This window comes from Nocardioides sp. SYSU D00038 (genome assembly GCF_016924665.1).
GTDB lineage: Bacteria > Actinomycetota > Actinomycetes > Propionibacteriales > Nocardioidaceae > Nocardioides.
The window spans coordinates 39,634-63,369 of record NZ_JAFFJT010000014.1 but is presented as its reverse complement, the minus strand read 5'-3'; the positions used below and the strand labels follow the sequence as shown (position 1 = coordinate 63,369).

At 72.4% G+C, this 23,736-nt stretch carries 17 protein-coding genes and 1 tRNA gene; 9 read left to right on the top strand and 9 right to left on the bottom strand.

Translation table 11 applies throughout. The annotated features are described in order from the left end of the window. Positions 1–66: 66 nt before the first annotated feature. Both JT721_RS07260 and metH read right to left on the bottom strand, forming a co-directional pair. Entirely contained in the window at positions 67–726 is a 660-nt protein-coding gene (locus tag JT721_RS07260) for an HAD family phosphatase (protein WP_240340306.1), read from the bottom strand. Further along, entirely contained in the window at positions 726–4,469 is a 3,744-nt protein-coding gene (metH, locus tag JT721_RS07255) for a methionine synthase (RefSeq protein ID WP_307827935.1), read from the bottom strand. Before metH ends, JT721_RS07260 begins: the two co-directional genes overlap by 1 nt. Before the next feature lie 157 nt (positions 4,470–4,626). On the opposite strand from metH, the gene JT721_RS07250 reads away from it, so the two are divergent. Then, on the top strand, positions 4,627–5,475 hold the full coding sequence (locus JT721_RS07250) for a PAC2 family protein (protein WP_205472286.1): 849 nt from the start codon (positions 4,627–4,629) through the stop codon (positions 5,473–5,475). Between the two features lie 247 nt (positions 5,476–5,722). On the opposite strand, the gene mshC is transcribed toward JT721_RS07250, so the two are convergent. Genes mshC through JT721_RS07230 form a run of 4 tightly spaced genes read right to left on the bottom strand, consistent with a single transcriptional unit; the run spans position 5,723 to position 9,101 of the window. Beyond that, positions 5,723–6,961, bottom strand: a complete 1,239-nt coding sequence (gene mshC / locus JT721_RS07245; protein ID WP_205472285.1) for a cysteine--1-D-myo-inosityl 2-amino-2-deoxy-alpha-D-glucopyranoside ligase — start codon at positions 6,959–6,961, stop codon at positions 5,723–5,725. A gap of 23 nt (positions 6,962–6,984) precedes the next feature. After that, a complete protein-coding gene (locus JT721_RS07240; RefSeq protein WP_205472284.1) occupies positions 6,985–7,767 on the bottom strand; it encodes an SCO1664 family protein in 783 nt (260 codons plus the stop codon). 1 nt (position 7,768) lies between these two features. Then, the gene (locus JT721_RS07235; protein ID WP_205472283.1) at positions 7,769–8,347 is read right to left on the bottom strand and encodes a DUF3090 domain-containing protein; all 579 of its coding nucleotides are present in this window, start codon (positions 8,345–8,347) and stop codon (positions 7,769–7,771) included. Positions 8,348–8,372: 25 nt separating this feature from the next. Next, positions 8,373–9,101, bottom strand: a complete 729-nt coding sequence (locus JT721_RS07230; RefSeq protein WP_205472282.1) for a histidine phosphatase family protein — start codon at positions 9,099–9,101, stop codon at positions 8,373–8,375. A 48-nt stretch (positions 9,102–9,149) separates the two neighbouring features. On the opposite strand from JT721_RS07230, the gene corA reads away from it, so the two are divergent. Then, complete coding sequence (corA, locus tag JT721_RS07225; protein WP_205472281.1) at positions 9,150–10,130, top strand: magnesium/cobalt transporter CorA; 981 nt, start codon at positions 9,150–9,152, stop codon at positions 10,128–10,130. An 81-nt stretch (positions 10,131–10,211) separates the two neighbouring features. On the opposite strand, the gene JT721_RS07220 is transcribed toward corA, so the two are convergent. Then, positions 10,212–11,036 carry an undecaprenyl-diphosphate phosphatase gene (locus JT721_RS07220; RefSeq protein ID WP_205472280.1) on the bottom strand — a complete coding sequence of 275 codons (825 nt, stop codon included), beginning with the start codon at positions 11,034–11,036 and terminating at the stop codon, positions 10,212–10,214. Positions 11,037–11,106: 70 nt separating this feature from the next. On the opposite strand from JT721_RS07220, the gene JT721_RS07215 reads away from it, so the two are divergent. Together JT721_RS07215 and JT721_RS07210 are read left to right on the top strand one after the other, a co-directional pair. Beyond that, a complete protein-coding gene (locus JT721_RS07215) occupies positions 11,107–12,054 on the top strand; it encodes an aldo/keto reductase (RefSeq protein ID WP_205472279.1) in 948 nt (315 codons plus the stop codon). A 47-nt stretch (positions 12,055–12,101) separates the two neighbouring features. Next, positions 12,102–12,284 carry a DUF5703 family protein gene (locus JT721_RS07210; RefSeq protein WP_205472278.1) on the top strand — a complete coding sequence of 61 codons (183 nt, stop codon included), beginning with the start codon at positions 12,102–12,104 and terminating at the stop codon, positions 12,282–12,284. 220 nt (positions 12,285–12,504) lie between these two features. On the opposite strand, the gene JT721_RS07205 is transcribed toward JT721_RS07210, so the two are convergent. After that, complete coding sequence (locus tag JT721_RS07205; RefSeq protein WP_205472277.1) at positions 12,505–13,845, bottom strand: M20/M25/M40 family metallo-hydrolase; 1,341 nt, start codon at positions 13,843–13,845, stop codon at positions 12,505–12,507. Positions 13,846–13,936: 91 nt separating this feature from the next. Here JT721_RS07205 and JT721_RS07200 point away from each other — a divergent pair. Next, a tRNA-Leu gene (locus JT721_RS07200) sits at positions 13,937–14,025 on the top strand. Between the two features lie 202 nt (positions 14,026–14,227). On the opposite strand, the gene JT721_RS21655 is transcribed toward JT721_RS07200, so the two are convergent. Next, the gene (locus tag JT721_RS21655; RefSeq protein WP_205472276.1) at positions 14,228–18,286 is read right to left on the bottom strand and encodes an Ig-like domain-containing protein; all 4,059 of its coding nucleotides are present in this window, start codon (positions 18,284–18,286) and stop codon (positions 14,228–14,230) included. A gap of 275 nt (positions 18,287–18,561) precedes the next feature. Between JT721_RS21655 and JT721_RS07190 the strand changes: the two genes are divergently transcribed. The 4 genes from JT721_RS07190 (at position 18,562) to galK (ending at position 23,677) form a co-directional block, all read left to right on the top strand. Next, on the top strand, positions 18,562–20,124 hold the full coding sequence (locus JT721_RS07190; protein WP_205472275.1) for a sulfatase: 1,563 nt from the start codon (positions 18,562–18,564) through the stop codon (positions 20,122–20,124). Further along, positions 20,121–20,699 carry a LysR substrate-binding domain-containing protein gene (locus tag JT721_RS07185; RefSeq protein ID WP_205472274.1) on the top strand — a complete coding sequence of 193 codons (579 nt, stop codon included), beginning with the start codon at positions 20,121–20,123 and terminating at the stop codon, positions 20,697–20,699. Before JT721_RS07190 ends, JT721_RS07185 begins: the two co-directional genes overlap by 4 nt. A gap of 68 nt (positions 20,700–20,767) precedes the next feature. Then, a complete protein-coding gene (locus JT721_RS07180) occupies positions 20,768–22,501 on the top strand; it encodes a BCCT family transporter (protein WP_307827934.1) in 1,734 nt (577 codons plus the stop codon). A 9-nt stretch (positions 22,502–22,510) separates the two neighbouring features. Beyond that, complete coding sequence (gene galK, locus JT721_RS07175; RefSeq protein ID WP_205472273.1) at positions 22,511–23,677, top strand: galactokinase; 1,167 nt, start codon at positions 22,511–22,513, stop codon at positions 23,675–23,677. Positions 23,678–23,736 lie beyond the last annotated feature (59 nt).

Genomic DNA, 23,736 nt, shown 5'->3' with positions numbered 1-23,736 from the left:
GCGGTTTGGTCACAAACCGCGCGCTCGGAGCGCCGCAGGACGCGGTTTGTGACCAAACCGCACCCCTCAACCCAGCTCGGCGGCCAGTCCACCCAGGTCGTCGACGGAGACGTCGGCGAGGCTGTCCCGGAAGATCCGGCGCGGGCCGTCGAGGACGGGCACGTGACTCTCGACGACCAGCACCGTGCAGCCGGCGGCCTCGGCGGACTTGGCGCCGGTGTTGGAGTCCTCGATCGCGACGCAGTCGGCGGGGTCGACCCCCAGCGACGCCGCAGCGGTGAGGTAGGGCTCGGGGTGCGGCTTGCCGAACTCGACGCGGTCGCCGGTCACGATCACCCGGAAGGCCTCGGCCGGGAGGTGGGCCAGGATCGGGGCGACGAAGCGCTCGTACGACATCGTCACCAGCGCGCACCGCACGCCGGCGTCGTGGAGACCGGTCAGCAGCTCGCGGGCGCCGGGCCGCCACGGCACCGACTCCTGCACCCGGGCCACGACCCCGTCGAGCAGCTCCTCGACGATCGCCTCCGGCTCGAGCGAGAGCCCCATCCGATCGCGGATGTAGCGGCCCGAGGACAGCAGGTCGTTGCCCACGAGGTGGAGGGCGTCGGCCTCGCTCCAGGTGCCGCCGTACCTCTCGGCCATCGCGAACTCGGTCGCGATCCAGTACGGCTCGGTGTCGACCAGCGTGCCGTCCATGTCCCATAGGACGGCGGCGGGCAGCGGCATCAGTCCTCCGGGTCGTAGCCCAGGTTGGGCGAGAGCCAGCGCTCGGCCTCGGCGAGGGTCCAGCCCTTGCGCTCGGCGTAGTCGATCACCTGGTCGCGGCCCAGCCGGCCCACCACGAAGTACTGCGCCTGCGGGTGGCTGAAGTACCAGCCCGAGACCGACGCACCCGGCCACATGGCCATCGACTCGGTGAGCTCGATGCCGGTGGCCGCCTCGACGTCGAGGAGGTCCCACAGGGTGAGCTTCTCGGTGTGGTCGGGGCACGCCGGGTAGCCCGGCGCGGGCCGGATGCCGGTGTACTTCTCGGCGATCAGGTCCTCGTTGCTCAGCTGCTCCTCGGGCACGTGGCCCCAGAACTCGGTGCGCACCCGCTGGTGCAGCCGCTCGGCGAACGCCTCGGCCAGCCGGTCGGCCAGCGACTCCAGCAGGATCGCGCTGTAGTCGTCGAGCTCGTCGCGGAACGCCTGGACCCGCTCGGGCAGGCCGATGCCGGCCGTGACCGCGAAACCGCCCACGTGGTCGGGCAGCCCGGTGGCTGCTGGAGCGACGTAGTCGGCCAGGGAGCGGTTGGGCACGCCGTCGCGGTGCTCGCCCTGCTGGCGCAGGTGGTGCAGGCGGGTGAGCTCGGTGGTGCGCGTCTCGTCCGCGTAGACGATGGTGTCGTCGCCGTCGGCCGCGGCAGGCAGGAAGCCGTAGACGCCGCGCGCCCGCAGCCACTTGTCGGCGATCAGCTTGTCGAGCATGGTCTGGGCGTCGTCGTAGAGCTTGCGCGCGGCCTCGCCCGTGGTGGGGCTGTTGAGGATGTCGGGGAACTTGCCCTTCATCTCCCAGGCGTTGAAGAACGGCTGCCAGTCGATGTAGTCGCGCAGCTCGGCGATGTCGTAGTCCTCGAGCACGTGGATGCCGGTCTGCCGCGGCGCGGGCGGCTGGTACGACGACCAGTCGATCGGCGTCGCGTTGGCCCGGGCGGCGTCGTAGTCGAGGAGCTTCCGCTCGCTCTTGGAGGCGTGCCGGGCGCGCAGCGCGTCGTAGTCCTCCTTGACCTCGGCGAGCAGCGTGTCGCGACGGGTGTCGTGGAGCAACGCCGCCGCCGTGGGCACCGAGCGCGAGGCGTCCTTGACCCAGACCACCGGGCCGGCGTACTTGGGGTCGACCTTGACCGCGGTGTGGGCGCGCGAGGTCGTGGCGCCGCCGATCAGCAGCGGGATCTCGAGGCCCTGGCGCTGCATCTCGGTGGCCAGGTTCACCATCTCGTCGAGCGAGGGGGTGATCAGCCCGGAGAGGCCGATGATGTCGGCGCCCACCTCGGTGGCGGTGTCGAGGATCTTCTGCGCCGGGACCATCACGCCGAGGTCGATGACCTCGAAGTTGTTACACTGCAGCACCACCCCGACGATGTTCTTGCCGATGTCGTGCACGTCGCCCTTGACCGTGGCCATCACGATGGTGCCGTTGGTGTCCTTGGCGGTGGCCAGCGCCGGGTTGTCGACCTTCTCCTGCTCGATGAACGGGATGAGGTAGGCGACGGCCTTCTTCATCACCCGCGCCGACTTCACGACCTGGGGCAGGAACATCTTTCCGGCGCCGAACAGGTCGCCGACCACGTTCATGCCGTCCATCAGCGGGCCCTCGATCACCTCGATCGGGCGGCCGCCGCGCGCGGCGATCTCCTGGCGGAGCTCCTCGGTGTCGGCCTCGACGTGCGCGTCGATGCCCTTCACCAGGGCGTGGGTGATCCGCTCCCCCACCGGCAGCGAGCGCCACTCCTCCTCGGTGGCCTCGACCGCCTCGCCCTTCTTGTTGTGGGCCTCGGCGACCTCGAGCAGCCGCTCGGCGGCGTCGGGTCGGCGGTTGAGGATGACGTCCTCGATCCGCTCGCGAAGCTCGGGCTCGACCTGGTCGTAGACGACCAGGGCGCCGGCGTTGACGATGCCCATGTCGAGGCCGGCGTCGATCGCGTGGTACAGGAAGACCGCGTGGATGGCCTCGCGCACGGGGTTGTTGCCGCGGAACGAGAAGCTGACGTTGGAGATGCCGCCCGAGACCTTGGCCCCGGGCAGGTTCTGCTTGATCCAGCGGGTGGCCTCGATGAAGTCCAGGCCGTACGTCGCGTGCTCCTCGATGCCGGTGGCGACGGCGAACACGTTGGGGTCGAAGATGATGTCCTCGGCCGGGAACCCGACCTCGTCGACCAGGATCCGGTAGGCGCGCTCGCAGATCACCTTGCGGCGCTCGAGGTTGTCGGCCTGGCCGTCCTCGTCGAAGGCCATGACGACCGCGGCGGCGCCGTACTTCTTGCACAGCGTGGCCTGCTCGCGGAACTTCTCCTCGCCCTCCTTGAGGGAGATGGAGTTGACGATCGCCTTGCCCTGGACGTTCTTGAGCCCGGCCTCGATGACCTCCCACTTGGAGGAGTCGACCATCACGGGCACCCGGCTGATGTCGGGCTCGCTGGCGACCAGCTTGGTGAAGCGGTCCATGGCCGCGACGCCGTCGATCATGCCCTCGTCCATGTTGATGTCGATGACCTGCGCGCCGTTCTCGACCTGCTGCGCGGCCACCGAGAGGGCGGTGTCGTAGTCGCCGTCCTTGATCAGGTTGCGGAACCTCGCGGAGCCGGTGATGTTGGTGCGCTCGCCGACGTTCACGAAGAGGCTGTCGTCGGTGATCGTGAACGGCTCGAGCCCGGAGAGACGCATGGCGGGCTCGACCGTCGCCGGCTGTCGGCGGGGCTTGCCCTCGACCGCCTTGGCGATGCTGGCGATGTGGGCGGGCGTGGTGCCGCAGCAGCCGCCGACGAGGTTGACGAAGCCCGCGTCGGCGAACTCCGCGATGATCGCGGCGGTCTCCTCGGGCGCCTCGTCGTACTCGCCGAAGGCGTTGGGCAGGCCGGCGTTGGGGTAGCACGACACGTAGGAGTCGGCCAGCCGGGCCATCTCGGCGATGTAGGGGCGCATCTCCTTGGCGCCCAGGGCGCAGTTGAGGCCCACGGCGATCGGCCGGGCGTGGCGCACCGAGGTCCAGAACGCCTCGGTGACCTGGCCCGACAGGGTGCGCCCGGAGGCGTCGGTGATGGTGCCGGAGATGATCACCGGCCAGCGGCGGCCGTACTCCTCGAACACCGTCTCGACGGCGAAGATCGCCGCCTTGGCGTTGAGGGTGTCGAAGATGGTCTCGATGAAGATCAGGTCGGAGCCGCCGTCGAGGAGGCCGCGGGTGGACTCCGAGTACGCCGCGACAAGGTCGTCGTAGCTGACGTTGCGCGCGCCGGGGTCGTTGACGTCGGGCGAGATCGAGGCGGTGCGGGTGGTGGGGCCGAGCGCGCCGGCGACGTAGCGGGGCCGCTCGGGCGTGGCGACCTGGTCGACGGCCCGGCGGGCGAGGCGGGTGGCCTCGTAGTTGAGCTCGTAGGCGAGCTCCTCCATGCCGTAGTCGGCGAGCGAGATCGCGTTGGCGTTGAAGGTGTTGGTCTCGATGATGTCGGCGCCGGCCTCGAGGTACTCGCGGTGGATGCCGGCGATGATGTCGGGCTGCGTCAGCGTCAGCAGGTCGTTGTTGCCCTGCAGGTCGCTGGGCCAGTCGGCGAACCGCTCACCGCGGTAGCCCTCCTCGGAGGGCCGGTCGCGCTGGATCGCGGTGCCCATGGCCCCGTCGATGACGAGGATCCGCTCCTCGAGGGCGCTGGTGAGGGCGGCCGTGGCGTCCGGCCTCAGGTGCTGCTCGCGGCGTGCCTGCTCAGTCACGCGTACTCCTCTCGGGGGGCCACACCTCGCGGGTGCTGGGTCCAGCCTAGGAAGCAGCGTCCACGGTGCGGACAGGATTCCCGAATCGTGGCACCGCCGGGCGGGTTCCTCTAAATCCCCGCGCCGGTCGGTGAGGTGCGCAGACTAGGATTTCATCGTGATCGAGATCGAGGAGATGCCCGGCCTGGTGCAGCCCGTCGTCATCGCCGCCTTCGAGGGCTGGAACGACGCCGCGGACTCCGCGAGCTCGGCCGTCGACCACCTCGCCCGGGTGTGGGGTGCGCGCGTGGTCGGGGCCATCGACCCCGACGACTTCTACGACTTCCAGGTCAACCGCCCCGTGGTCGGCACCGACGAGCACGGCCACCGCCGCGTGAGCTGGCCTGGCACCAGGATCCTGGTCTGCTCGCCCCCCGACCTCGACCGCGACGTGATCCTGGTGCGCGGCATCGAGCCGAACATGAAGTGGCGCCAGTTCTGCGCCGAGATCCTCGCGGCCTGCGACGACCTGGGCACCACGCTGGTCGTCACCCTGGGCGCGCTGCTCGCCGACACCCCCCACACCCGCCCGATCCCGGTCACCGGCACCGCCACGGAGCCCGACCTCGTCGACCGCCTCAAGCTCGAGCAGTCGACGTACGAGGGCCCCACCGGGATCGTCGGCGTGCTCCAGGACGCGTGCGTGCGCCTCGACATCCCGGCGCTGTCGTACTGGGCCGCGGTGCCGCACTACGTCGCCCAGCCGCCGTGCCCGAAGGCGACGCTCGCGCTGGTGGGCCAGCTCGAGGAGCTGCTCGAGACCAGCATCCCGCTCGGCGACCTGCCCGAGGACGCCCAGGCCTGGGAGCGCGGCGTCGACGAGCTCGCCGAGGAGGACGAGGACGTCGCCGAGTACGTCCGGTCGCTCGAGGAGACCCGCGACACCACCGACCTGCCGGAGGCGTCCGGGGAGGCCATCGCCCGCGAGTTCGAGCGGTACCTCAAGCGGCGCGACGACGACGGCTGACGCGCGCGGGGCGCGGTTTGGTCACAATCCGCGGACCTGAGCCCTGGCCGGGTGCGGTTTGGTCACAAACCGCGGACCTGAGCCCTGCGGGGTGCGGTTTGGTCACAATCCGCGGACCTGAGCCCTGGCCGGGTGCGGTTTGGTCACAAACCGCCGACCCGAGCCCTGGCGGGGTGCGGTTTGGTCACAAACCGCGGACCTGAGCCCTGGCCGGGTGCGGTTTGGTCACAAACCGCGCCGGGCCGCCTCAGAGGTCGAGCCCGAGCGCGGCGTCGAGCACCGCGTGCACCGCGAGGGCGGCGTCGGGGTCGGAGGTGTCGGCCAGGCCGTCGGTGCCGAGGGTGGCCGCCACCCAGGCATCGACCGCCCGGAGCGCCCGCGGGGCGTCGAGGTCGTCGGCCAGGGCGGCCAGCACCTCGGCCACGACGGGCCCCGACGGCGCACCGGCGCCCAGGGAGAGCGCGCGGCGCCACTGCTCGAGGGTGTCGACGGCCTCCCACAGCTCGCCGTCGAGCCACTCCCAGTCGGTGCGGTAGTGGTGGCGCAGCAGCACCATCCGGATCGCCATCGGGTCGACGTCGCTGTTGCGCAGCGCCGAGACGAAGACCAGGTTGCCGCGCGACTTCGACATCTTCGCGCCGTCGTAGCCGACCATCCCGGCGTGCACGTAGGTCTTCGCGAACGGCGCCGACGGGTCCGCGACCTGGGCGTGGCCGGCGCACATCTCGTGATGGGGGAAGACGAGGTCGCTGCCGCCGGCCTGCACGTCGAACGCCGCGCCGAGGTGCTCCTGGGCGATCGCGGTGCACTCGACGTGCCAGCCCGGCCGGCCGCGGCCGAACGGCGAGTCCCAGGCGGGCTCGCCCTCGCGCTCGCCGCGCCACACCACGCAGTCGAGGGGGTCCTTCTTGCCCGGCCGGTCGGGGTCGCCGCCGCGCTCGGGGAAGATCTCGAGCATGGCGGCCCGGTCGAGGCCGGACTCCTGCCCGAACGCGGGATCGGCCGTGACCGAGAAGTAGAGGTCGTCCTCGACCCTGTAGACGCTGCCGGCGGCCTGCAGCCGCTGCACCAGGTCGATCACCAGCGGGATCGACTCGACCGCCCCGACGTAGTGCGCGGGCGGGAGCACGCGCAGCGCGGTCATGTCGTCGCGGAACAGCTGGGTCTCGCGCTCGGCCAGCTCGACCCAGTCGATGTTGACCTTGGCGGCCCGCTCCAGCAGCGGGTCGTCGACGTCGGTGACGTTCTGCACGTACACGACCTCGTGGCCGGCGTTGCGCCACGCGCGGTTGAGCAGGTCGAAGCCGACGTAGGTCGCGGCGTGACCCAGGTGGGTGGCGTCGTAGGGGGTGATGCCGCAGACGTAGAGCCGGGCGGCGCCCTCGGGCACGGGCGTCACCCGGCTGCCGGTCGCGGTGTCGTGGAGGGAGACCTGCGGGCCGGTGACGGACAGGGTCGGTACGTCGGGGGCAGGCCAGGCGCGCATGGGTCGAGCCTAGTGGTCCGAGGTCAGAACGGCGGCCACGGGATCGCCGGCATCTCCCCGCGGGGGGCGGGCATCACCGCCCGCTCGGCCAGCCGCCGGCAACGACCGAGCAGGGCCTCGAGCTCCTCGTCGGCCAGGTGCGCCGACAGGGCGTCGCCGAGCGGTCCGCGGGCCAGGGTCCGTACCCGCTCGACGACCTCGAGGTCCTCGGCCGGCAGCGGCTCACCGAGCCAGCCCCACAGCACCGTGCGCAGCTTGTGCTCGGCGTGGAAGGTCAGGCCGTGGTCGACGCCGTAGCGGTGCCCGTCCGCCATCGGCAGCACGTGGCCGCCCTTCCGGTCGGCGTTGTTGGCCAGCACGTCGAAGACGGCCATCCGCCGCAGCGCGGCGGAGTCCTCGTGCACCAGCGAGACCGGGAGGTCGCGACCGTCGACGCCGTCGAACACGTGGCGGTAGCCGGCCGGGGTCTCCCCCAGGCCGACGATCGTGATCGCCTCCTGCTCGGCGTCGACCTCCTGCCACAGCTGCACCATGCCGCGACCCTCGGGACCGTCGCGCAGCCAGGTGTGCGGGACGACGTCCCAGCCGGTGGCCTCCGAGAGCAGGTACGCCGCGACCTCGCGGTCGGCGAGGGTGCCGGAGGGGAAGTCCCACAGCGGCCGCTCCCCCGCGACCGGCTTGTAGACGACCGGGAGACCGCCGACGGTGCCGTAGTAGGTGGCGTTGCTGGCCGGCATGATCCGGCCCTCGACGACCAGCTCGTCCGCGAGGAGGTCGACCTCGTGGCCCTCGGGCTCGGCGGTCATGTCAGGGGTCTCGACGCCGGAAGCCGTTGGCCCGCACGCACAGGTGACCGTCGGGATCGATGGGGTTGCCGCAGAAGGGGCAGCTGGGCCGGCCGGCCTCGAGCACCCGCTCGGCGCGCTTGACGAACGCCCGCGCCGTGCCGGCGGGCAGCCGTACCAGGAACACCTCGTCGGGCTCGGGCTCCTCGAGGTCCTCGTCGAGCTGGTCCGGTGAGACGACGGCCGCCTCGGTGAACGGGAAGACCTCGATCACCACCCGATCGTCGTCGGGGTCCCACGACAGCGTCATCGTGCCCGCGCGGAACTCCTCCTCGATCGGCTGGTCCAGCGGCGCGGAGTCCTCGAGCGCGAGCGGGGCCACCGCCGGCACCACGCCCTCGGTCGCGCCGCCGGCCATCACCTCGTCGAGCAGCTGGTCGATCCGCTCCGCCAGCGCGGCGACCTGCTGCTTCTCCAGCGAGACGCTGACGAGCCGGGTGCCGGTGCGCGCCTGGAGGAAGAACGTGCGTCCACCGGGAGGGCCGACCGTGCCGGTGACGAAGCGCTCCGGGGGGTCGAACCGGTGGATCAGCGGGGGCATGTCGCCAGCCTAGGAGACGGGGTGGTCACGGCGTACCCGGCCCGGCGCCGCCGCCTACCGCTGCGTCCGCGGCCCGGCTCGTGCCTGCGGCGCGTCGTCCCCGACGGGCGGTGGGCTTGGCCGCCAGCCAGGACAGGTCGCCGGCCGAGGTGTTGCTGGCCAGCACGTAGGGCCGGGCCTCGGTGTAGCGGATGATCGAGACCGACGCGGGGTCGACCTGGATCCGCTGGAACGCGTCGAGGTGCATGCCCAGGGCGTCGGCCAGCACCGACTTGATGACGTCGCCGTGGCTCACCGCCGCCCAGACCGCGCCGGGGCCGTGCTCGTCCTCGACCTCGGCGTCGATGCGGCGTACGGCGGAGACCGCGCGGTGCTGCATCTGCCCCATCGACTCACCGCCCGGGAAGGTCACCGCCGAGGGCTGGGCCTGCACGGTGCGCCAGAGCTTCTCCTTGGCGAGCTCGCGCAGCGAGCGGCCCTGCCACTCGCCGTAGTCGCACTCGGTGATCGCGCGCTCCGTGGCGGTCGCCGGGTCGCCGGGCTGGGCGGCGAGCAGCGCCTTGGCGGTCTGCTTGCAGCGCTCCAGCGGGCTGGTCACCACCCGCACCAGCGGCACGACCGCGAGCCGCTCGCCCGTGCGGGCCGCCTGCCCCGCCCCGACCTCGTCGAGCCGGACACCGGGGAGCCGACCGGCCAGGGTGCCGGACGCGTTGGCGGTCGTGCGTCCGTGACGCACGAGGATCACCGTTGCCATGCCGCGAGCCTAGGGCCCGCCGGAAACCGCCGGGGCTAGCCTCGGTGCGTGATCGTCGACAGCGCCGTGTACCGCCACGGGGACCGGGTCGAGGTCGCCTGCCAGCCCGACGACTACGCCCGGCTCCGCGCGGCCGCGACCGAGGACGGCGACTTCGTCTGGGTGGGGCTGCACCGGCCGACCCGGGTCGAGCTCGACGAGGTCGCCGCCGCGTTCGGCCTCCACCCGCTGGCGGTCGAGGACGCGGTCAAGGCGCACCAGCGACCCAAGCTGGAGCGCTACGGCGACAGCATCTTCCTGGTGCTCAAGACGCTCTGGTACGTCGACGCCGAGGACGCGGTCGAGACCGGCGAGATCAACCTGTTCGCCGGTGCGGACTTCGTCATCACGGTGCGCCACGGCGAGGGGTCGCAGCTGCAGTCCGCGCGCAGCCGCCTCGAGTCCGAGCACGCGCTCCTCGGCCACGGCCCCGCCGCGGTGGTCTACGCGGTCTGCGACACCGTCGTCGACGGCTACGGCGAGGTGATGGAGGACCTCCAGGTCGACGTCGACGAGGTCGAGGCCTCGGTGTTCTCCCCCGCCCGCACCGACGACGCCGTCCGGATCTACACCCTCAAGCGCGAGATCGCCGAGGTGCGCCGCGCGGTGATGCCGCTGCGCGAGCCGATGCGGCGCTTCGCCTCCGGCGGCGCCCAGCACGTCCCACCCGACGCGGCGCCGTTCTTCCGCGACGTGCTCGACCACGTCACCCGGGTGGCCGAGGCGGTGGAGACCCTCGACGCCCTGCTCTCCTCGGCGTTCGAGGCGCACGTCGCGCGGATCTCGGTGCAGCAGAACGACGACATGCGCAAGATCTCAGCCGGCGTCGGCCTGGTCGCCGCGCCCACCCTGATCGCCGGCGTCTACGGCATGAACTTCACCCACATGCCCGAGCTGCACTGGGTGTTCGGCTACCCGATGGCCTTGGTGCTGATGGTCGCCACGTCGGCCGGGCTGCTGGTGTGGTTCAAGCGCTCCGGGTGGCTCTGAGCGGCTCCGGGGTGTGCGGTTTGGTCACAAACCGCATCCCGCGCGACCCGAGGCGTGCGGTTGGTGACCAAACCGCACCCCTCAGGCCGCGAGCACCCCCGTGCCGACCAGCACCAGCACCGCCGCGCCGAGCAGCACCCGGTAGACGACGAACGGCGCGTACGAGCGCGTGGTGACGTAGCGGAGCAGCCAGGCGATCGCGGCGTACCCGACCACGAACGACACGACGGTCGCCACGATCGTCGGACCCCAGCCGTAGGTGTTGTCGCCGTGCGGGATCTCCTTGAGCTCGAAGAGCCCGGCGCCGACCACGGCGGGGATCGCCAGGAGGAAGGCGTAGCGGGTCGCCGTCTCGCGCTCGTAGCCGAGGAACCGGCCCATCGACAGCGTCGCCCCGCTGCGCGAGACGCCGGGCACGATCGCGCACGCCTGGGCCAGGCCCATCAGCACCGCGTCGCGCACCGAGAGGTGCTTGAGGGTCTTGGAGGTGCCGCCGACGCGGTCGGCGAGGCCGAGCACCAGGCCGAGCACGATCAGCGTGGTGCCGATGATCCACAGGCTGCGGAAGTCGTCCTCGATGACGTCCTTGAGCAGGATGCCCAGGACCACGATGGGCAGCGAGCCGATGATGATGAACCAGCCCATCCGGGCGTCCAGGTGGCCGCGGTACTCCGGGCGCACCAGCGAGCGCAGCCAGGTCGACGCGATCCGCCAGATGTCGTGGCGGAAGTAGATGAGGACGGCCAGCTCGGTCCCGATCTGGATCACCGCGGTGAACGCCGCGCCGGGGTCCCCCCACCCGAACAGCTCGGGGAAGATCCGCAGGTGGGCGCTGCTGGAGATCGGGAGGAACTCGGTCAGTCCCTGGATCGTGCCGAGCACGACGGCCTGGAGGAGGTCCCACACGGGGTCGCAGTCTACGAACGTCCGGCGAGCCGCCCGGGAGGGGTCGCGGCGCGGCGGCTACGGTTTCGCCATGCAGCACCGCTCCCTGGGTCGCACCGGGCTCCAGGTCTCGCGCCTGGCGCTCGGGCTGATGGGCTGGGGCACTGCCACCGACGAGCACGAGGCACGCGACCAGCTGCGCGCGTTCGTCGACGCCGGCGGGAGCCTGCTCGACACCGCCCACGTCTACGGCGGCGGCGCCTCGGAGACGATGCTCGGCTCGTTCCTCGGCCACGTGGTGTCGCGTGACGACGTCGTGGTGGCGACCAAGGCCGGGTTCGGCGTACGCCGGGGGCAGCGGGTCTACGACGGCTCGCGCGGCTACCTGCTGGCCAGCCTCGACCAGTCGCTGAAGCGGCTCGGGGTCGACCACGTCGACCTGTGGCAGCAGCACGTGTGGGACGACCGGACGCCGCTGGAGGAGACGCTGTCGGCGTTCGACGTCGCGGTGTCCTCCGGCCGGGTGCGCTACGTCGGCATCTCCAACTACGTCGGCTGGCAGACCGCGCAGGCGGCGACCTGGCAGCGGGCCGGCGCCGGCCGCACGCCGCTGGCCTCGACCCAGATGGAGTACTCCCTGCTCAACCGCGACCTCGAGGCTGAGGTGCTGCCCGCGGCCCGGGCCCTGGGCCTCGGCGTGCTGCCGTACTCGCCGCTGGCGCGGGGCGTGCTCACCGGCAAGTACCGCACCGGCACCCCGTCGGACTCCCGCGGCGCCTCCGAGACGTCGGCGATGGTGGAGCAGTACCTCGACGACCGGTCGGCCGCCGTGGTCGAGGCGGTCGTCCGGGCCGCCGACGGCCTCGGCTGGACGCCGCTGCAGGTGGCGCTCACCTGGGTGCGCGACCGGCCGGGCGTCACCGCCCCGATCGTCGGCGCCCGCACCACCGCGCAGCTGACCGCGGCGCTGGCCACGGAGAAGCTCGAGCTGCCCGCGGAGATCCGCGCGGCCCTTGACGACGTGTCGGAGGTGGGTTGATGTCGCGGGTGCCCTCGCGCGCCGTGGTCCGTCCACTCGGTCGTGGGGTGGAGTGGGAGTTCGACAAGGTGACGTTCTCCCGGGAGTTCCCCCGCAACGTCGTCACCAAGCTGCTCGTCGAGCGCGCCGAGCACGGCGGCTGGGAGCTCGACCGGGTGCGGATCGGCCCCGACGGCACCCGTCGGGTGATCCTGCGGCGCAAGATCATCCGGGCGGTCCGCACCGCCTGAAGGGCCTCGGTGGGATGCGGTTTGGTCACAAACCGCGACGCAGAGCTGCCCGGGAGTGCGGTTGGTGACCAGACCGCGGCCCCCCGGTCCGAGTGTCCCGGGTGCGAGTCAGACGGTGGCGCGGACGTGACCCGCACGCGGGTGTGCGGTTTGGTCACAAACCGCAGCGCCAGCGGCCCGCGGAGTGCGGTTGGTGACCAAACCGCACACCCAACGACCCTCAGACCCCGTCGAGGAACCGGTCGAACACCCGGGCACCGAACTCCAGCGCGTCCACCGGCACCCGCTCGTCGACGCCGTGGAAGAGCGCGGTGAAGTCGAGGTCGGCGGGCAGCCGGAGCGGGGCGAAGCCGAACGAGCCCATGCCGAGCTTGCGGAAGTGCTTGGCGTCGGTCCCGCCGCTCATCAGGTACGGCGCCACGATGGCCTCGGGGTCCTCGGCCAGGATGCTGCGGGTCATCGCGTCGACCAGGGACCCCTCGTACGGCGTCTCCCACGGCTGCTGGTTGCTGACGTACTCGATCTCGACGTCGTCGCCGCACAGCTCGGCCAGGGTGGCGAAGAACTCGTCCTCGTAGCCGGGCAGGAACCGGCCGTCGACGTGCGCGGTGGCCTCGGTGGGGATGACGTTCACCTTGTAGCCGGCGCCCAGCATCGTCGGGTTGGTGGTGTTGCTGATGACCGCGCCGATCATCCGGGTCGCGCCGCCGAACTCCTCCACCAGGTCGCGGGCGTTCTCGGGCGTCGCCTCGGTGCCGGCGAGGTCGGCGACGGTCGCGAGCAGCACCTCCATGGCCGGGGTCAGCCGGACCGGCCACTCGTGGGCGCCGATCCGGGCCACCGCGGCGGTCAGCCGGGTGACGGCGTTGTCGGAGTTGACCATCGAACCGTGGCCGGCGCGGCCGCGGGCGGTCAGCTTCATCCAGGCCATGCCCTTCTCGGCGGCCTCGATCAGGTAGACCCGGCGGCCGCGGACGGTGGCGCTGAAGCCGCCCACCTCGCCGACCGCGTCGGTGACCCCGTCGAACCAGTCGCGGTGCTCGTTCACCAGCACCTCCGCGCCGTGGTGGCCGCCGGCCTCCTCGTCGGCGGTGAAGCAGAGCACGATCGGCCGGGTCGGCACCCGGCCGGTGCGCTGCCGCTCGCGGACCACCGAGAGCAGCATCGCGTCGAAGTCCTTCATGTCCACCGCGCCGCGGCCCCACAGGTAGCCGTCGACCAGCTCGCCGGAGAACGGGTCGACCCGCCAGTCCTCCGCCGCGGCGGGCACCACGTCGAGGTGGCCGTGCAGCAGCAGGCCGTCGCCCTCGGTGCCGCCCCAGCGGGCGAGCACGTTCGCGCGACCGGGCCCGGTCTCGATCACCTCGGGCTCGAGGCCCACCTCGTCGAGCAGCGCGGCGACGTGCTCGGCGGCCTTGCGCTCGCCCGGGCCGGAGCCGTCGCCGTAGTTGCTGGTGTCGATGCGCAGCAGGTCGCGACAGATCTCCACGACCTCCGCGGCGGGGTCCCCCGCCGGCTCGGGAGGGGTCCCGGAGGCACGTTCTGCGGGGGCGTCGGACATGTCCTCAGCATGCCATCCGCCCCCTCCCCGGACGGGGCCGATGCCGATGCGGGTGATCCCGAATCCCTTTGCTAGAGTTCCTCGCGCACTCGTCCGGGTGGCGGAATTGGCAGACGCGCTAGCTTGAGGTGCTAGTGCCCGTATTAGGGCGTGGGGGTTCAAGTCCCCCCTCGGACACCAGATCGGCTGCACCCCAGGGCCACCTCCGCGGAGGTGGCCCTGACGCATCTCCCAGCCCGTCCCGCCATTCCGCCCGTCGAGCCCAGCCCGTCGAGCCCAGCCCGTCGAGCCCAGCCCGTCGAGCCTCGCGGTCGAGTCCGGCGTACGACGGCCGGCAGGGGCCCCGCGAGCGCGGGACCCCTGCCGGTGCTGCCGGGTGCTGCTACTTCCTCTTCTTCACCAGCACGACCGTCCTGGTCTTCACCACGGTGCCTCCGGTGGCGGCGGTGAACCGCACCGTGACCCGCACCTGGAGCCGACCCTTCCGCGCCAGCTTCCTGCGCTGGGCCTTGGTCGCCCGCACCACCAGCCTCGTCGTCGTCGCGCCGCCGGGCCGGGTGGTGGCCGAGACCACCTTGGCGCCGGTGAGCGTGATCGTGCCGCCGGTGTTGGTGGTCACCGCGAGGGCGACGGTGCCGGCCTTGCGGTTCTTGACCGGCTTGCCGAGCGCCAGCGTCGGGGTCACCTCCTCGTCGACCACCTCGATGCTGAGCGCCTCCGCGGTCGTCTGCTGGCCGGCGGAGTCGGTGACCACCGCGGTCAGCGTGACGGTCCGCCCCGCGTGCGCCGCGGTCGGCGTCCAGCTGAACTGGTACGGCGCCGAGGTGTCGGCACCCGCCGGAGCGCCGTCGACGAGCAGCGTCACCCCGGAGAGCGCGTGGTCGTCGAGACCGCGCACCAGCGGCCACAGCGTCTCCCCCACCTTCACCTCGGCACCGTCGAGCGGGTCGACCAGCGCCGCCGAGGGGGCGGCGTCGACGGTCGCGCCGTACGACGTCGGCACGCTCGAGGGCGGGGCGGAGAGCCGGCCCGGGGTGGTCACCGTGGGCGTGGCCCCGTCGGGGCCGGAGATCGCCTCGAGCCCGGCGCTCGGGTCGGCCGGACCGCCCGGCACCGGGTTGCCCTGACCGACGAAGCTGGCCTGCAGGGCGAAGGCACCACCCTGCCGGACGCCGGTGCCGGTGGCGTTGGCGTTGTAGACCGCGAAGCCGTTGCCGGTGATCACGTTGCCGGTGCCGGTCAGCGCGCCCGGCACCTCGGTGCGAGCGTCGGTCAGCAGCAGGCCGTAGGACCGGGCCGGGTCGGGACGGAAGTAGTTGCCGACGATCCGGCTCCCCCGCACGAACCCGTCCGCCCCGCTGGCGTACTGCACGCCGGTCTGCGGGTGGACCGCGTTGGGCGTGCCGCGGACGACGGTGCCCGAGACGTAGCCGTGCTGCTCGGTGCCGGTGCGCACCGTGTTGTCGGTGTGCCCGTCCGGTCCCCGGGCGCCGTCGAACAGGATGCCGCCCGACTGGTAGCCCGTGACGAGGCTGTCGGCCACCGTCACCTCGTTCTCCACGGTGCCGGGGCCGGCGCCCAGGACGAGGCTGGTCTTGACGATGCCCCAGCCGTGCGGGTTCGCCGCCAGCTCCTCGGCGTCGGTGGCCCGGCGCAGCGGACCGACCACGCTGTCGGAGACCCGACCGGCCGCCCCGAAGAAGGCGATGCCGGCCTCGGCCCAGGTGTCGCCGGAGGTGACCGTCACCCCGGAGATGTCGACGAACATCTCGTTGGTGTCGGTCGAACCCAGCGACTGCCGTGACACCGTGACCACGTTGCCGCCGCCGTCGCGCAGGTACGGCACCAGGCCGGCCAGCGAGTCGATCGCCGGGTCGGGCTTGATCGTCACCTTGTCGGCTCCCGCTCCCTTGATCTTGAGCGGCTTGGTGATGGTGAGGCCGTTGCGCGCCTCGGTGGCGACCGGGTTGCCGGGGCCGAAGACCGGGGTCGACGACTCCTCGTAGGTGCCCTCGCAGACCACGATCGTGTCCCACGGCGAGGCGAGGTCGACCGCAGCCTGCACCGAGGTGACGTTCGCGTCGGGGCACTGCGCGCGGTCGTCGTCGACGACCCACGTCGTGTTGGCCCACGGGTTGTCGACCTGGTCGGTGAGCGCCAGGTTGCCGGGGGTGTTGTCGGTCTCGGCGAGGAACGCCGCCGGGTCCGGCCCGGTCTCCGGCGCACCGTGGCCGGCGCCCTGGTCGACGTCGGTGCCGTCGGAGAGCACCAGGGGCTCGTCGGTCACCGCCTCCTGGAACCGGACGTCGGCCAGCTGGATCGAGCCGGACTGCGGGGTGCCGGGCACGCCGAAGCGCAGCTCGACCTCGTCGACCGAGGTCAGGTCGACGCCCTGGGCGGCGAACTCGCTGAGCGGCACCCGGATCTGGTCGAGCACGATGTGGGTGCGTGCGGTGACGGTGCCGGTCGACATGTGCAGGGCGTTGCCCCACCGCTCGTCGGCGGCGTGCACGGTGCCCTCGTGGCCGGCCGTGTCGGTCAGCGCGATCACGAAGTCCTGCGTGGTCGCCGTGGGGTCGTACGACACCGGCAGCTGGTCGCCCTCGGCGTCGAGCCGGTCGGCGTCGGCGCCGGGGTTGCGGAGGTCGAAGAAGTTCACGTCCGCGCCCATCGCCAGCGCCTTCAGGCCGCTGACGTCGCCGTTGGCGGCCGGGATGTCGGCGGTCAGCCGCGCGTCCTGCGCCGGCTCCCACGCCAGCGCGAGCTGGCGGCCGTAGGAGTGGTTGACCGGCGCGTTCTCCCGGATGCCGTTCTGGCCGCCGAGCTCGGCCTTCCCCGGCAGCGGGCAGGCCTTGGCGCCCGTGGGCTGCGTGCTCTTGCCCAGCTGGGACGGCGCGAAGTCGTCGGGCTCGGGGTTGCACCAGTCGTAGCCGCCGGGGGTCTTCTTCGGCAGCGCGACCCCGCCGTTGTCGACGTAGGGGTAGGCGAAGCCGCTACCGCTGAGCGACCCGCCCAGCGCGTTCAGGCTCAGCGGGTTGGTCACCTCGGGCCGGATCACGTCGACCCGCTCCGCCGGGGGCGCGAAGTAGCTCGTGGAGACGTACTCATCGCAGCCGATGCGGGTGCCGGACACGCTGGTGGGGCAGGCCGAGTCGGGGATCTGCCGGTGCGACGGGGTGTCCGAGAGCTCACCGGTCAGGTAGGGGTCGAACGCCCCCTCGCCGCCGACGTAGCGGCGGAAGAACGCCGACATGGTGGCGAGGCCGATCTTCTCCTGGTCGCCCATCCGCGCCGGGTCGCCGGAGATCTTGGTGTTGACCAGCGGGTTGTAGGTGTCGGAGTTGTCGATCACGTACGACCACGGGTCGTAGCTGGCCGCGCCGCTGAGCCGCAGGTTGTTCGGCTGCACGTTGCCGCCGTCGGTGGGCTGGGAGTTGCCGCACGCCGCGTCGTTGACGTTGCCGCCGTCCTGGCCGTCGGCGAACCAGACGGTGTTGTACCAGTTGTGGATCGCGCCCTGCTGCGACATCTGGATCCGCGGGAACGGGTCGTCGCCGTTGACGTACTGGCTGCGCTCGAAGAAGCGGGCGCCCTGCAGGTTCGACACGTCGCCGTCGCACCACGGCAGGATCGAGAGGTACGGCGTGCCGTACGGCGCCTTGCGCTCGTAGTCCACCGGCGCGAGCGAGATGACGCCGCGCAGGGGGTAGCGGGGGCCGTCGGTGCGCTGCCGGTTGTAGTCGATGAAGCTGGTGACGGCGTCGCCGCCGCGGGAGTGGCCCATCAGGCCGATCCGGGTGAGGTCGAGCCTGCCCACCAGCGTGGTGCCGATGGTGGTGTCGGCGTCGACCGGGAGGCCGCCCTCGGCGTTCGCGGCGGTGAGCGCGTCGAGGGCCGCGGCGATCAGCAGTCGCCGCTGGTGCATGCCCTTCCCCTTGGGGTTGTCCTGGCGCATCATCAGCTGGTCCTGCGACAGGGAGAAGGTGGTGTAGCCCCAGGTCGCGAGGTTCTCGCCGAGGTAGGCGTAGCCCGCCTCGTTGCGCTTGAACTGCGTGCAGCTCAGCGTGGCGCTGTTCTGACCCGCGTCGCAGGAGCCGTGGTTGCCGTGCACGAGCACGATGACCGGCGACGGCTCGGTGCGGTCGACGGGGTAGTAGAGGGAGCCGCGGATCTGGATGTTCTCGGCAGCCTGCGCCGTCCCGGCCGTCGGTGCCGCGCCGGACGAGCTCGGCTCCTGCAGCGCGGCGAGCCCCAGCTTCGTCTCCTGGATGGTCGCCGGGGTGTAGTCACCTCGCTCCAGCGGGTCCGGCAGCGTCGTCGGGTCGACGGCGGTGGGAATGGGTTCCGCGGCCTGGGACGGCGTGGCCAGTGGTAGCGCCAGCGCCGCCAGGAGCGGGAGCAGCGCCCAGCGACGTGCTCGCGTGGAGGTGAAGACCCTCACGGCTTCTCCTGTCTCTCGGGAAGTCGGTCCTCGACCGACCGGCGCAGGCTAGGAGCGCCGCGTTGCGGGTCGGTGTCGCTCGTGTTTCGGCAGCCGCCGCCTCGTCCGCGACCGCTCGCGCAGCGGCCCCGGCACGGCGGCTCCGGAGCCGGCGCGGCCCCGGCTAGACTCGCGCGCAGCCAGAGCCCGCAGGTCTGCCGACCTGCGGGCTGTTGCTCGGACGGGCCCGGCGAGCAGCCCCACGACACCACCAGCGGACAGGAGGGAGTGCGTCCGTGACCAGGCGAGACCGGCTGATCGCGGGCGTCGCGGCGGTCGCCCTGGCGGGCGTCCTCGCCGTCGCCGGCGCGGTGCAGCTCAGCTCCTCGGGCGGCGAGCGCGAGGCGGCCGGTCGCCCCAACGTCGTGGTCTTCGTCGCCGACGACCTCGACAAGAAGCTGGCCCGGTGGATGCCCAACACCCAGCGGTTGATCGCCGACGCCGGGGCCACCTTCGACCGCTACTACGTCGAGCAGTCGACGTGCTGCACCTCCCGGGCCAGCATCCTCAGCGGGCAGTACACCCACAACCACGGGGTGCGCGGGAACCACTACCCCGCGGGCGGCTTCTTCCGCTGGCGCGGCGCCGGCGAGGACCGGGCGCTGCCGACCTGGCTGGCCGCCGAGGGCTACGACAACGCGCTGCTCGGAAAGTACCTCAACGAGTACCCCTTCCCCGGCGGCTACGACGGCCCCGACAAGGCCTCGCTCCGCACCTACGTGCCACCGGCGTGGGAATCGTGGTTCAGCCCGGTCGGCGGCAAGCCCTACCAGCAGGCCGACACGGTGATGAACACCAACGGCGAGGTCGACGACGAACCGCGGGCCGGCTACCTCGACAGCCTGATGGGCGAGCGGGTCGCGCAGCTGGTCGACGGTCTCGACGGCATGGACTTCCGCGAGGGCGGCAAACTCGTCTACTACGCGTCGTACTCGCCGCACTCGCCGTACGCCCATCCCGACCGCTACGACAACGACTTCACCGACGTGCGCTACCCGCGGGTGCCGTCGTTCGACGAGGCCGACGTCTCCGACAAGTGGGGCACGGTCCGCACCCGCAAGCGCCTGAGTGCGGCCAAGATGGCCCAGGTCGACGCCGCCTTCCGCGACCGGATCCGGTCGGTGCAGGTGCTCGACCAGACCGTCCAGGAGGTGGTCAAGCGGCTGCGCGAGCAGGGCACGCTCGACAACACCTACCTGCTCTTCACCTCCGACAACGGCTACAACATGGGCGAGCACCGGCTCGACATCGCCAAGTACAACCAGTTCGAGGAGACCGTCAGCGTGCCGCTGTGGGTGCGCGGACCGGGCATCCCCCGCGGTCGCCACGTCGACGAGCTCGCCGGCAACATCGACCTCGCCCCCACGATCGCGGCGATGACCGGTACGCCGATCCCGGCCCGGGTCGACGGGCTCTCCCTGCTCCCGCTCGCCCGGGGCCGGGTCGACCGGCTCCCCCGCCGCCACCTGCTGCTCTCGCGGGGGCTGATCCCGCTGGAGAAGCAGACGCTGACCGGTGTCGACGAGTACCCCGAGACGGTCGTGGAGTCGCCGCGCCGGGCGATGCTCTCGGACTTCAACGCCGTGGTGAGCCGCCGGTGGAAGCTGGTCGACTACATCAACAACCACCACGAAGAGCTCTACGACCTCCGCAGCGACCCCTACGAGCTCGACAACCTGCTCGCGCGGGGCGGGGCGTCGCTGCGGGCGATGGGCCCGGAGCGGCAGCGCACGGTGCGCGAGCTGCGTCGCACCCTCCGCGCGCTGCTGGCCTGCTCGGGGAAGGAGTGCCGCCTGTGAGCGGGTTCCGGGTCGGCTTCGTCACCGGCGCCACCCCCGACAAGTGGGCCCGCACCTGGCGCGAGCGCACCCGGGCCACGCTCGAGCTGGTGCCGGTCACCGAGGCCGAGCAGGAGGTGGGGCTGCGCGACGGCAGCCTCGACATGTGCCTGGTCCGGCTGCCGGTCGACCGTGCCGGGCTGCACTGCATCCCCCTCTACGAGGAGGTGCCGGTGGTCGTGGTGCCGGCCGACCACGTCGTCTCCGTCGTCGACGAGGTGACCCTCGACGACCTGGCCGGCGAGCAGCTGGTCCGACCGCACGCCTCCGGGTGGACGCCCGACGTGCCCCAGCTGGACTGGCCGGCGATGTCGGAGCAGGAGGCGGTCGAGGTGGTCGCGTCGGGCTCGGGGGTGCTGCTGGTGCCGATGTCGGTCGCCCGGTTGCACCACCGCAAGGACGTCGTCCACCGCCCCGTCACCGACCTACCGCCCACCCGGATCGGGCTGGCCTGGCTGGTCGACAACGACGAGGAGCGGGTCCAGTCGTTCATCGGCGTGGTCCGCGGTCGCACCGAGCGCAGCTCGCGCGGCTGACGCCCGCGCGTGACGCTCGCCTCACCCGTTCGGGCATGCCCCGGGGTACCAGCGGGTAGCAGTCAGTGGTGACATTGAGGCAGAACACCCCGTCCCGCCATCCCACCTCCGGGGTCGTCCCCCGGTCCGAGGCCCCCCACCCCGCCCTCGACGTCCCCGTCGACGAGGGGGCCCAGTCGCCGCCCCGCCTGGACCGCCTCGTCTTCGGGGTCACGAGCGCCTTCGCCGTGGGCTTCCTGGTGTGGGGCTTCGTCAGCAAGGACACCCTGGCCACGGCGAGCACCGACGCCCTCGGCTGGGTGATGGACAGCCTCGGGTGGTTGTTCGTCCTGTCGGCGAGCGGCTTCGTGGTCTTCGTGCTCTGGCTCGCGATCGGGCGGTTCGGCCGGATCCCCCTGGGCCGCGACGACGAGGAGCCGGAGTTCCGCACCGCCTCCTGGATCGCGATGATGTTCAGCGCCGGGATGGGCATCGGCCTGATGTTCTACGGCGTCAGCGAGCCGATCTCGTTCTTCGCCACCCCGCCGCCCGGCACCGGCGAGGCCGGCAACCCCGAGGCCACGCAGACCGCGATGGCCACCACCCTGTTCCACTGGACCCTCCACCCGTGGGCCATCTACGCCGTCGTCGGCCTGTCGATCGCCTACGGCGTCTACCGCAAGGGCCGCGTCCAGCTGATCTCGGCGGCGTTCGAGCCGCTCCTGGGCCGGCACGCCCGCGGCCCCGCCGGCCGCGTCATCGACATGCTGGCCATCTTCGCCACCCTCTTCGGGTCGGCCGCGTCGCTGGGGCTCGGCACCCTCCAGATCCGCAGCGGCCTCGAGATCGTCGCCGGCATCGGCGAGGTCGGCAACGCCGTGCTGGTCGGGATCATCGCCGTGCTCACGGCGGCCTTCGTGCTGTCCGCGGTGTCCGGCGTGGCCCGGGGCATCCAGTGGCTCTCGAACATCAACATGGTGCTGGCCGTGACCCTCGCGGCGTTCGTGTTCGTGGTCGGTCCGACCGTGTTCATCCTCAACCTGCTGCCGACCGCGATGGGCAGCTACCTCGGCGACCTGCCGATGATGGCCGCCCGCACCGGGGCCGAGGGCGCCGAGACCGACGCCTGGCTGCAGTCGTGGACGATCTTCTACTGGGCCTGGTGGCTGTCGTGGACACCGTTCGTGGGCATGTTCATCGCGCGCATCTCCCGCGGTCGCACGATCCGCCAGTTCGTCACCGGGGTGCTGCTGGTGCCGAGCCTGGTCAGCCTGGTCTGGTTCGCGATCTTCGGCGGCACCGCCATCGACCTGCAGGAGGCCGGCACCGACATCGCCGGCGCGGGCGGCCTGGAGAGCCAGCTGTTCACCACGCTGGAGCAGCTGCCGCTGTCGACCCTCGCGAGCGTCCTGGTGATGGTGCTGGTGGCCATCTTCTTCGTCTCCGGCGCCGACGCCGCGTCCGTCGTCATGGGCTCGCTGTCCGAGCACGGCAGCTCCGAGCCGCGACGCCCGACGGTGGTGTTCTGGGGCGTGGCGACCGGTGCGGTCGCGGCGGTGATGCTGCTGGTGGGCGGCTCCGACGCACTCTCGGGCCTGCAACGGATCACCATCGTGGCCGCGGTGCCGTTCGTGCTGGTGATGATCGGTCTCGCGGTGGCGCTGGTGAAGGACCTGCGCCAGGACCCGCTCATGGTGCGCCGCGCGTACGCCGTGGAGGCGGTCGAGCAGGCCGTGGTCACCGGCGTCACCGAGCACGGCGACGACTTCGTGATCTCCGTCGACCGCGACCCGGAGGCGGGCCCGGACCCCGACCGGTCCTAGGGTGCGGGGGTGTTCCTCACCCCCGGCGACCCCGACGACCTGCGCCTCGGCGCCGCCGCGATTCTCCGGCAGCACTACGGGGCCGAGGCGACGGTCGCGGCCCGGGCACCCGGGCGGGTGAACCTGATCGGCGAGCACGTCGACTACCACCGCGGCCCCTGCCTCCCGCTCGCGCTGGAGCACGCGACCCACGTCGCGCTGCGTCCTCGTGACGACGACCGGGTGCGGCTGGTGAGCCGCCACTCCGACGAGCCGTGGGAGGGCACGCTCGACGAGTGCGCCTCGGCCACCGGGTGGGCGGCGTACGCCGCCGGGGTGCTGTGGGCGCTGCGCGACTCCGGCCGCGCGGTGCCCGGCCTCGACCTCGCCGTCGACTCCACCGTGCCGGTGGGCGCCGGGCTGTCCAGCTCGGCGGCGCTGGAGTGCGCCGTCGGCGTCGCGGTGGCCTCCCTGGTCGACCCCGACCTGCTCACCACCGGCCGGCGCGAGCTCGCCCAGCTGTGCATCCGGGCCGAGCGCGAGGTGGCTGGTGCGCCGACCGGTGGGCTCGACCAGACCGTGGCGATGCTCGCCGAGGCCGGGGCCGCCCTGCTCGTGGACTTCGACGACGACTCCACCCACCAGGTGCCGCTCGACCTCACCGCGGAGGGCCTGGCGCTGCTGGTCACCGACACCCGGGTCAGCCACGCCCTGGTCGACGGCGGCTACGGCGCCCGGCGCGAGGACTCCGAGGAGGCCGCCCGCAGGCTGGGGCTGGAGAGCCTCCGCGAGGCCCGGCTCGGGATGCTCGACGACCTCGGCGACGAGCGGCTGCGCCGCCGGGCCCGTCACGTCGTCACCGAGATCGAACGGGTCGCCGCCACGGTCGACGCCCTCGAGAGCGGCGACTGGACGGCGGTCGGTGGCCTCCTCGACGCCTCCCACGCCTCGCTCCGCGACGACTACGAGGTGTCCTGCGCCGAGCTCGACCTTGCCACAACGACCGCGCGCGAGGCCGGCGCGCTGGGCGCGCGGATGGTGGGGGGCGGCTTCGGCGGCTCGGCGGTGGCGCTGGTGCCGGCCGAGCGGGTCGAGGCGGTGGCGGCGGCGGTCGACACCGCGTTCGCGGCGGCCGGACACCGGCCGCCGGCGCACCTGCGGGCGGTCGCGTCGAGCGGGGCCGCGCTGCTCGGCTGAGCCCGCCGAGGTGGCGCCACCTGAGTACGCCGGACGATGTCGGCCGCTCCGCCGCGAGC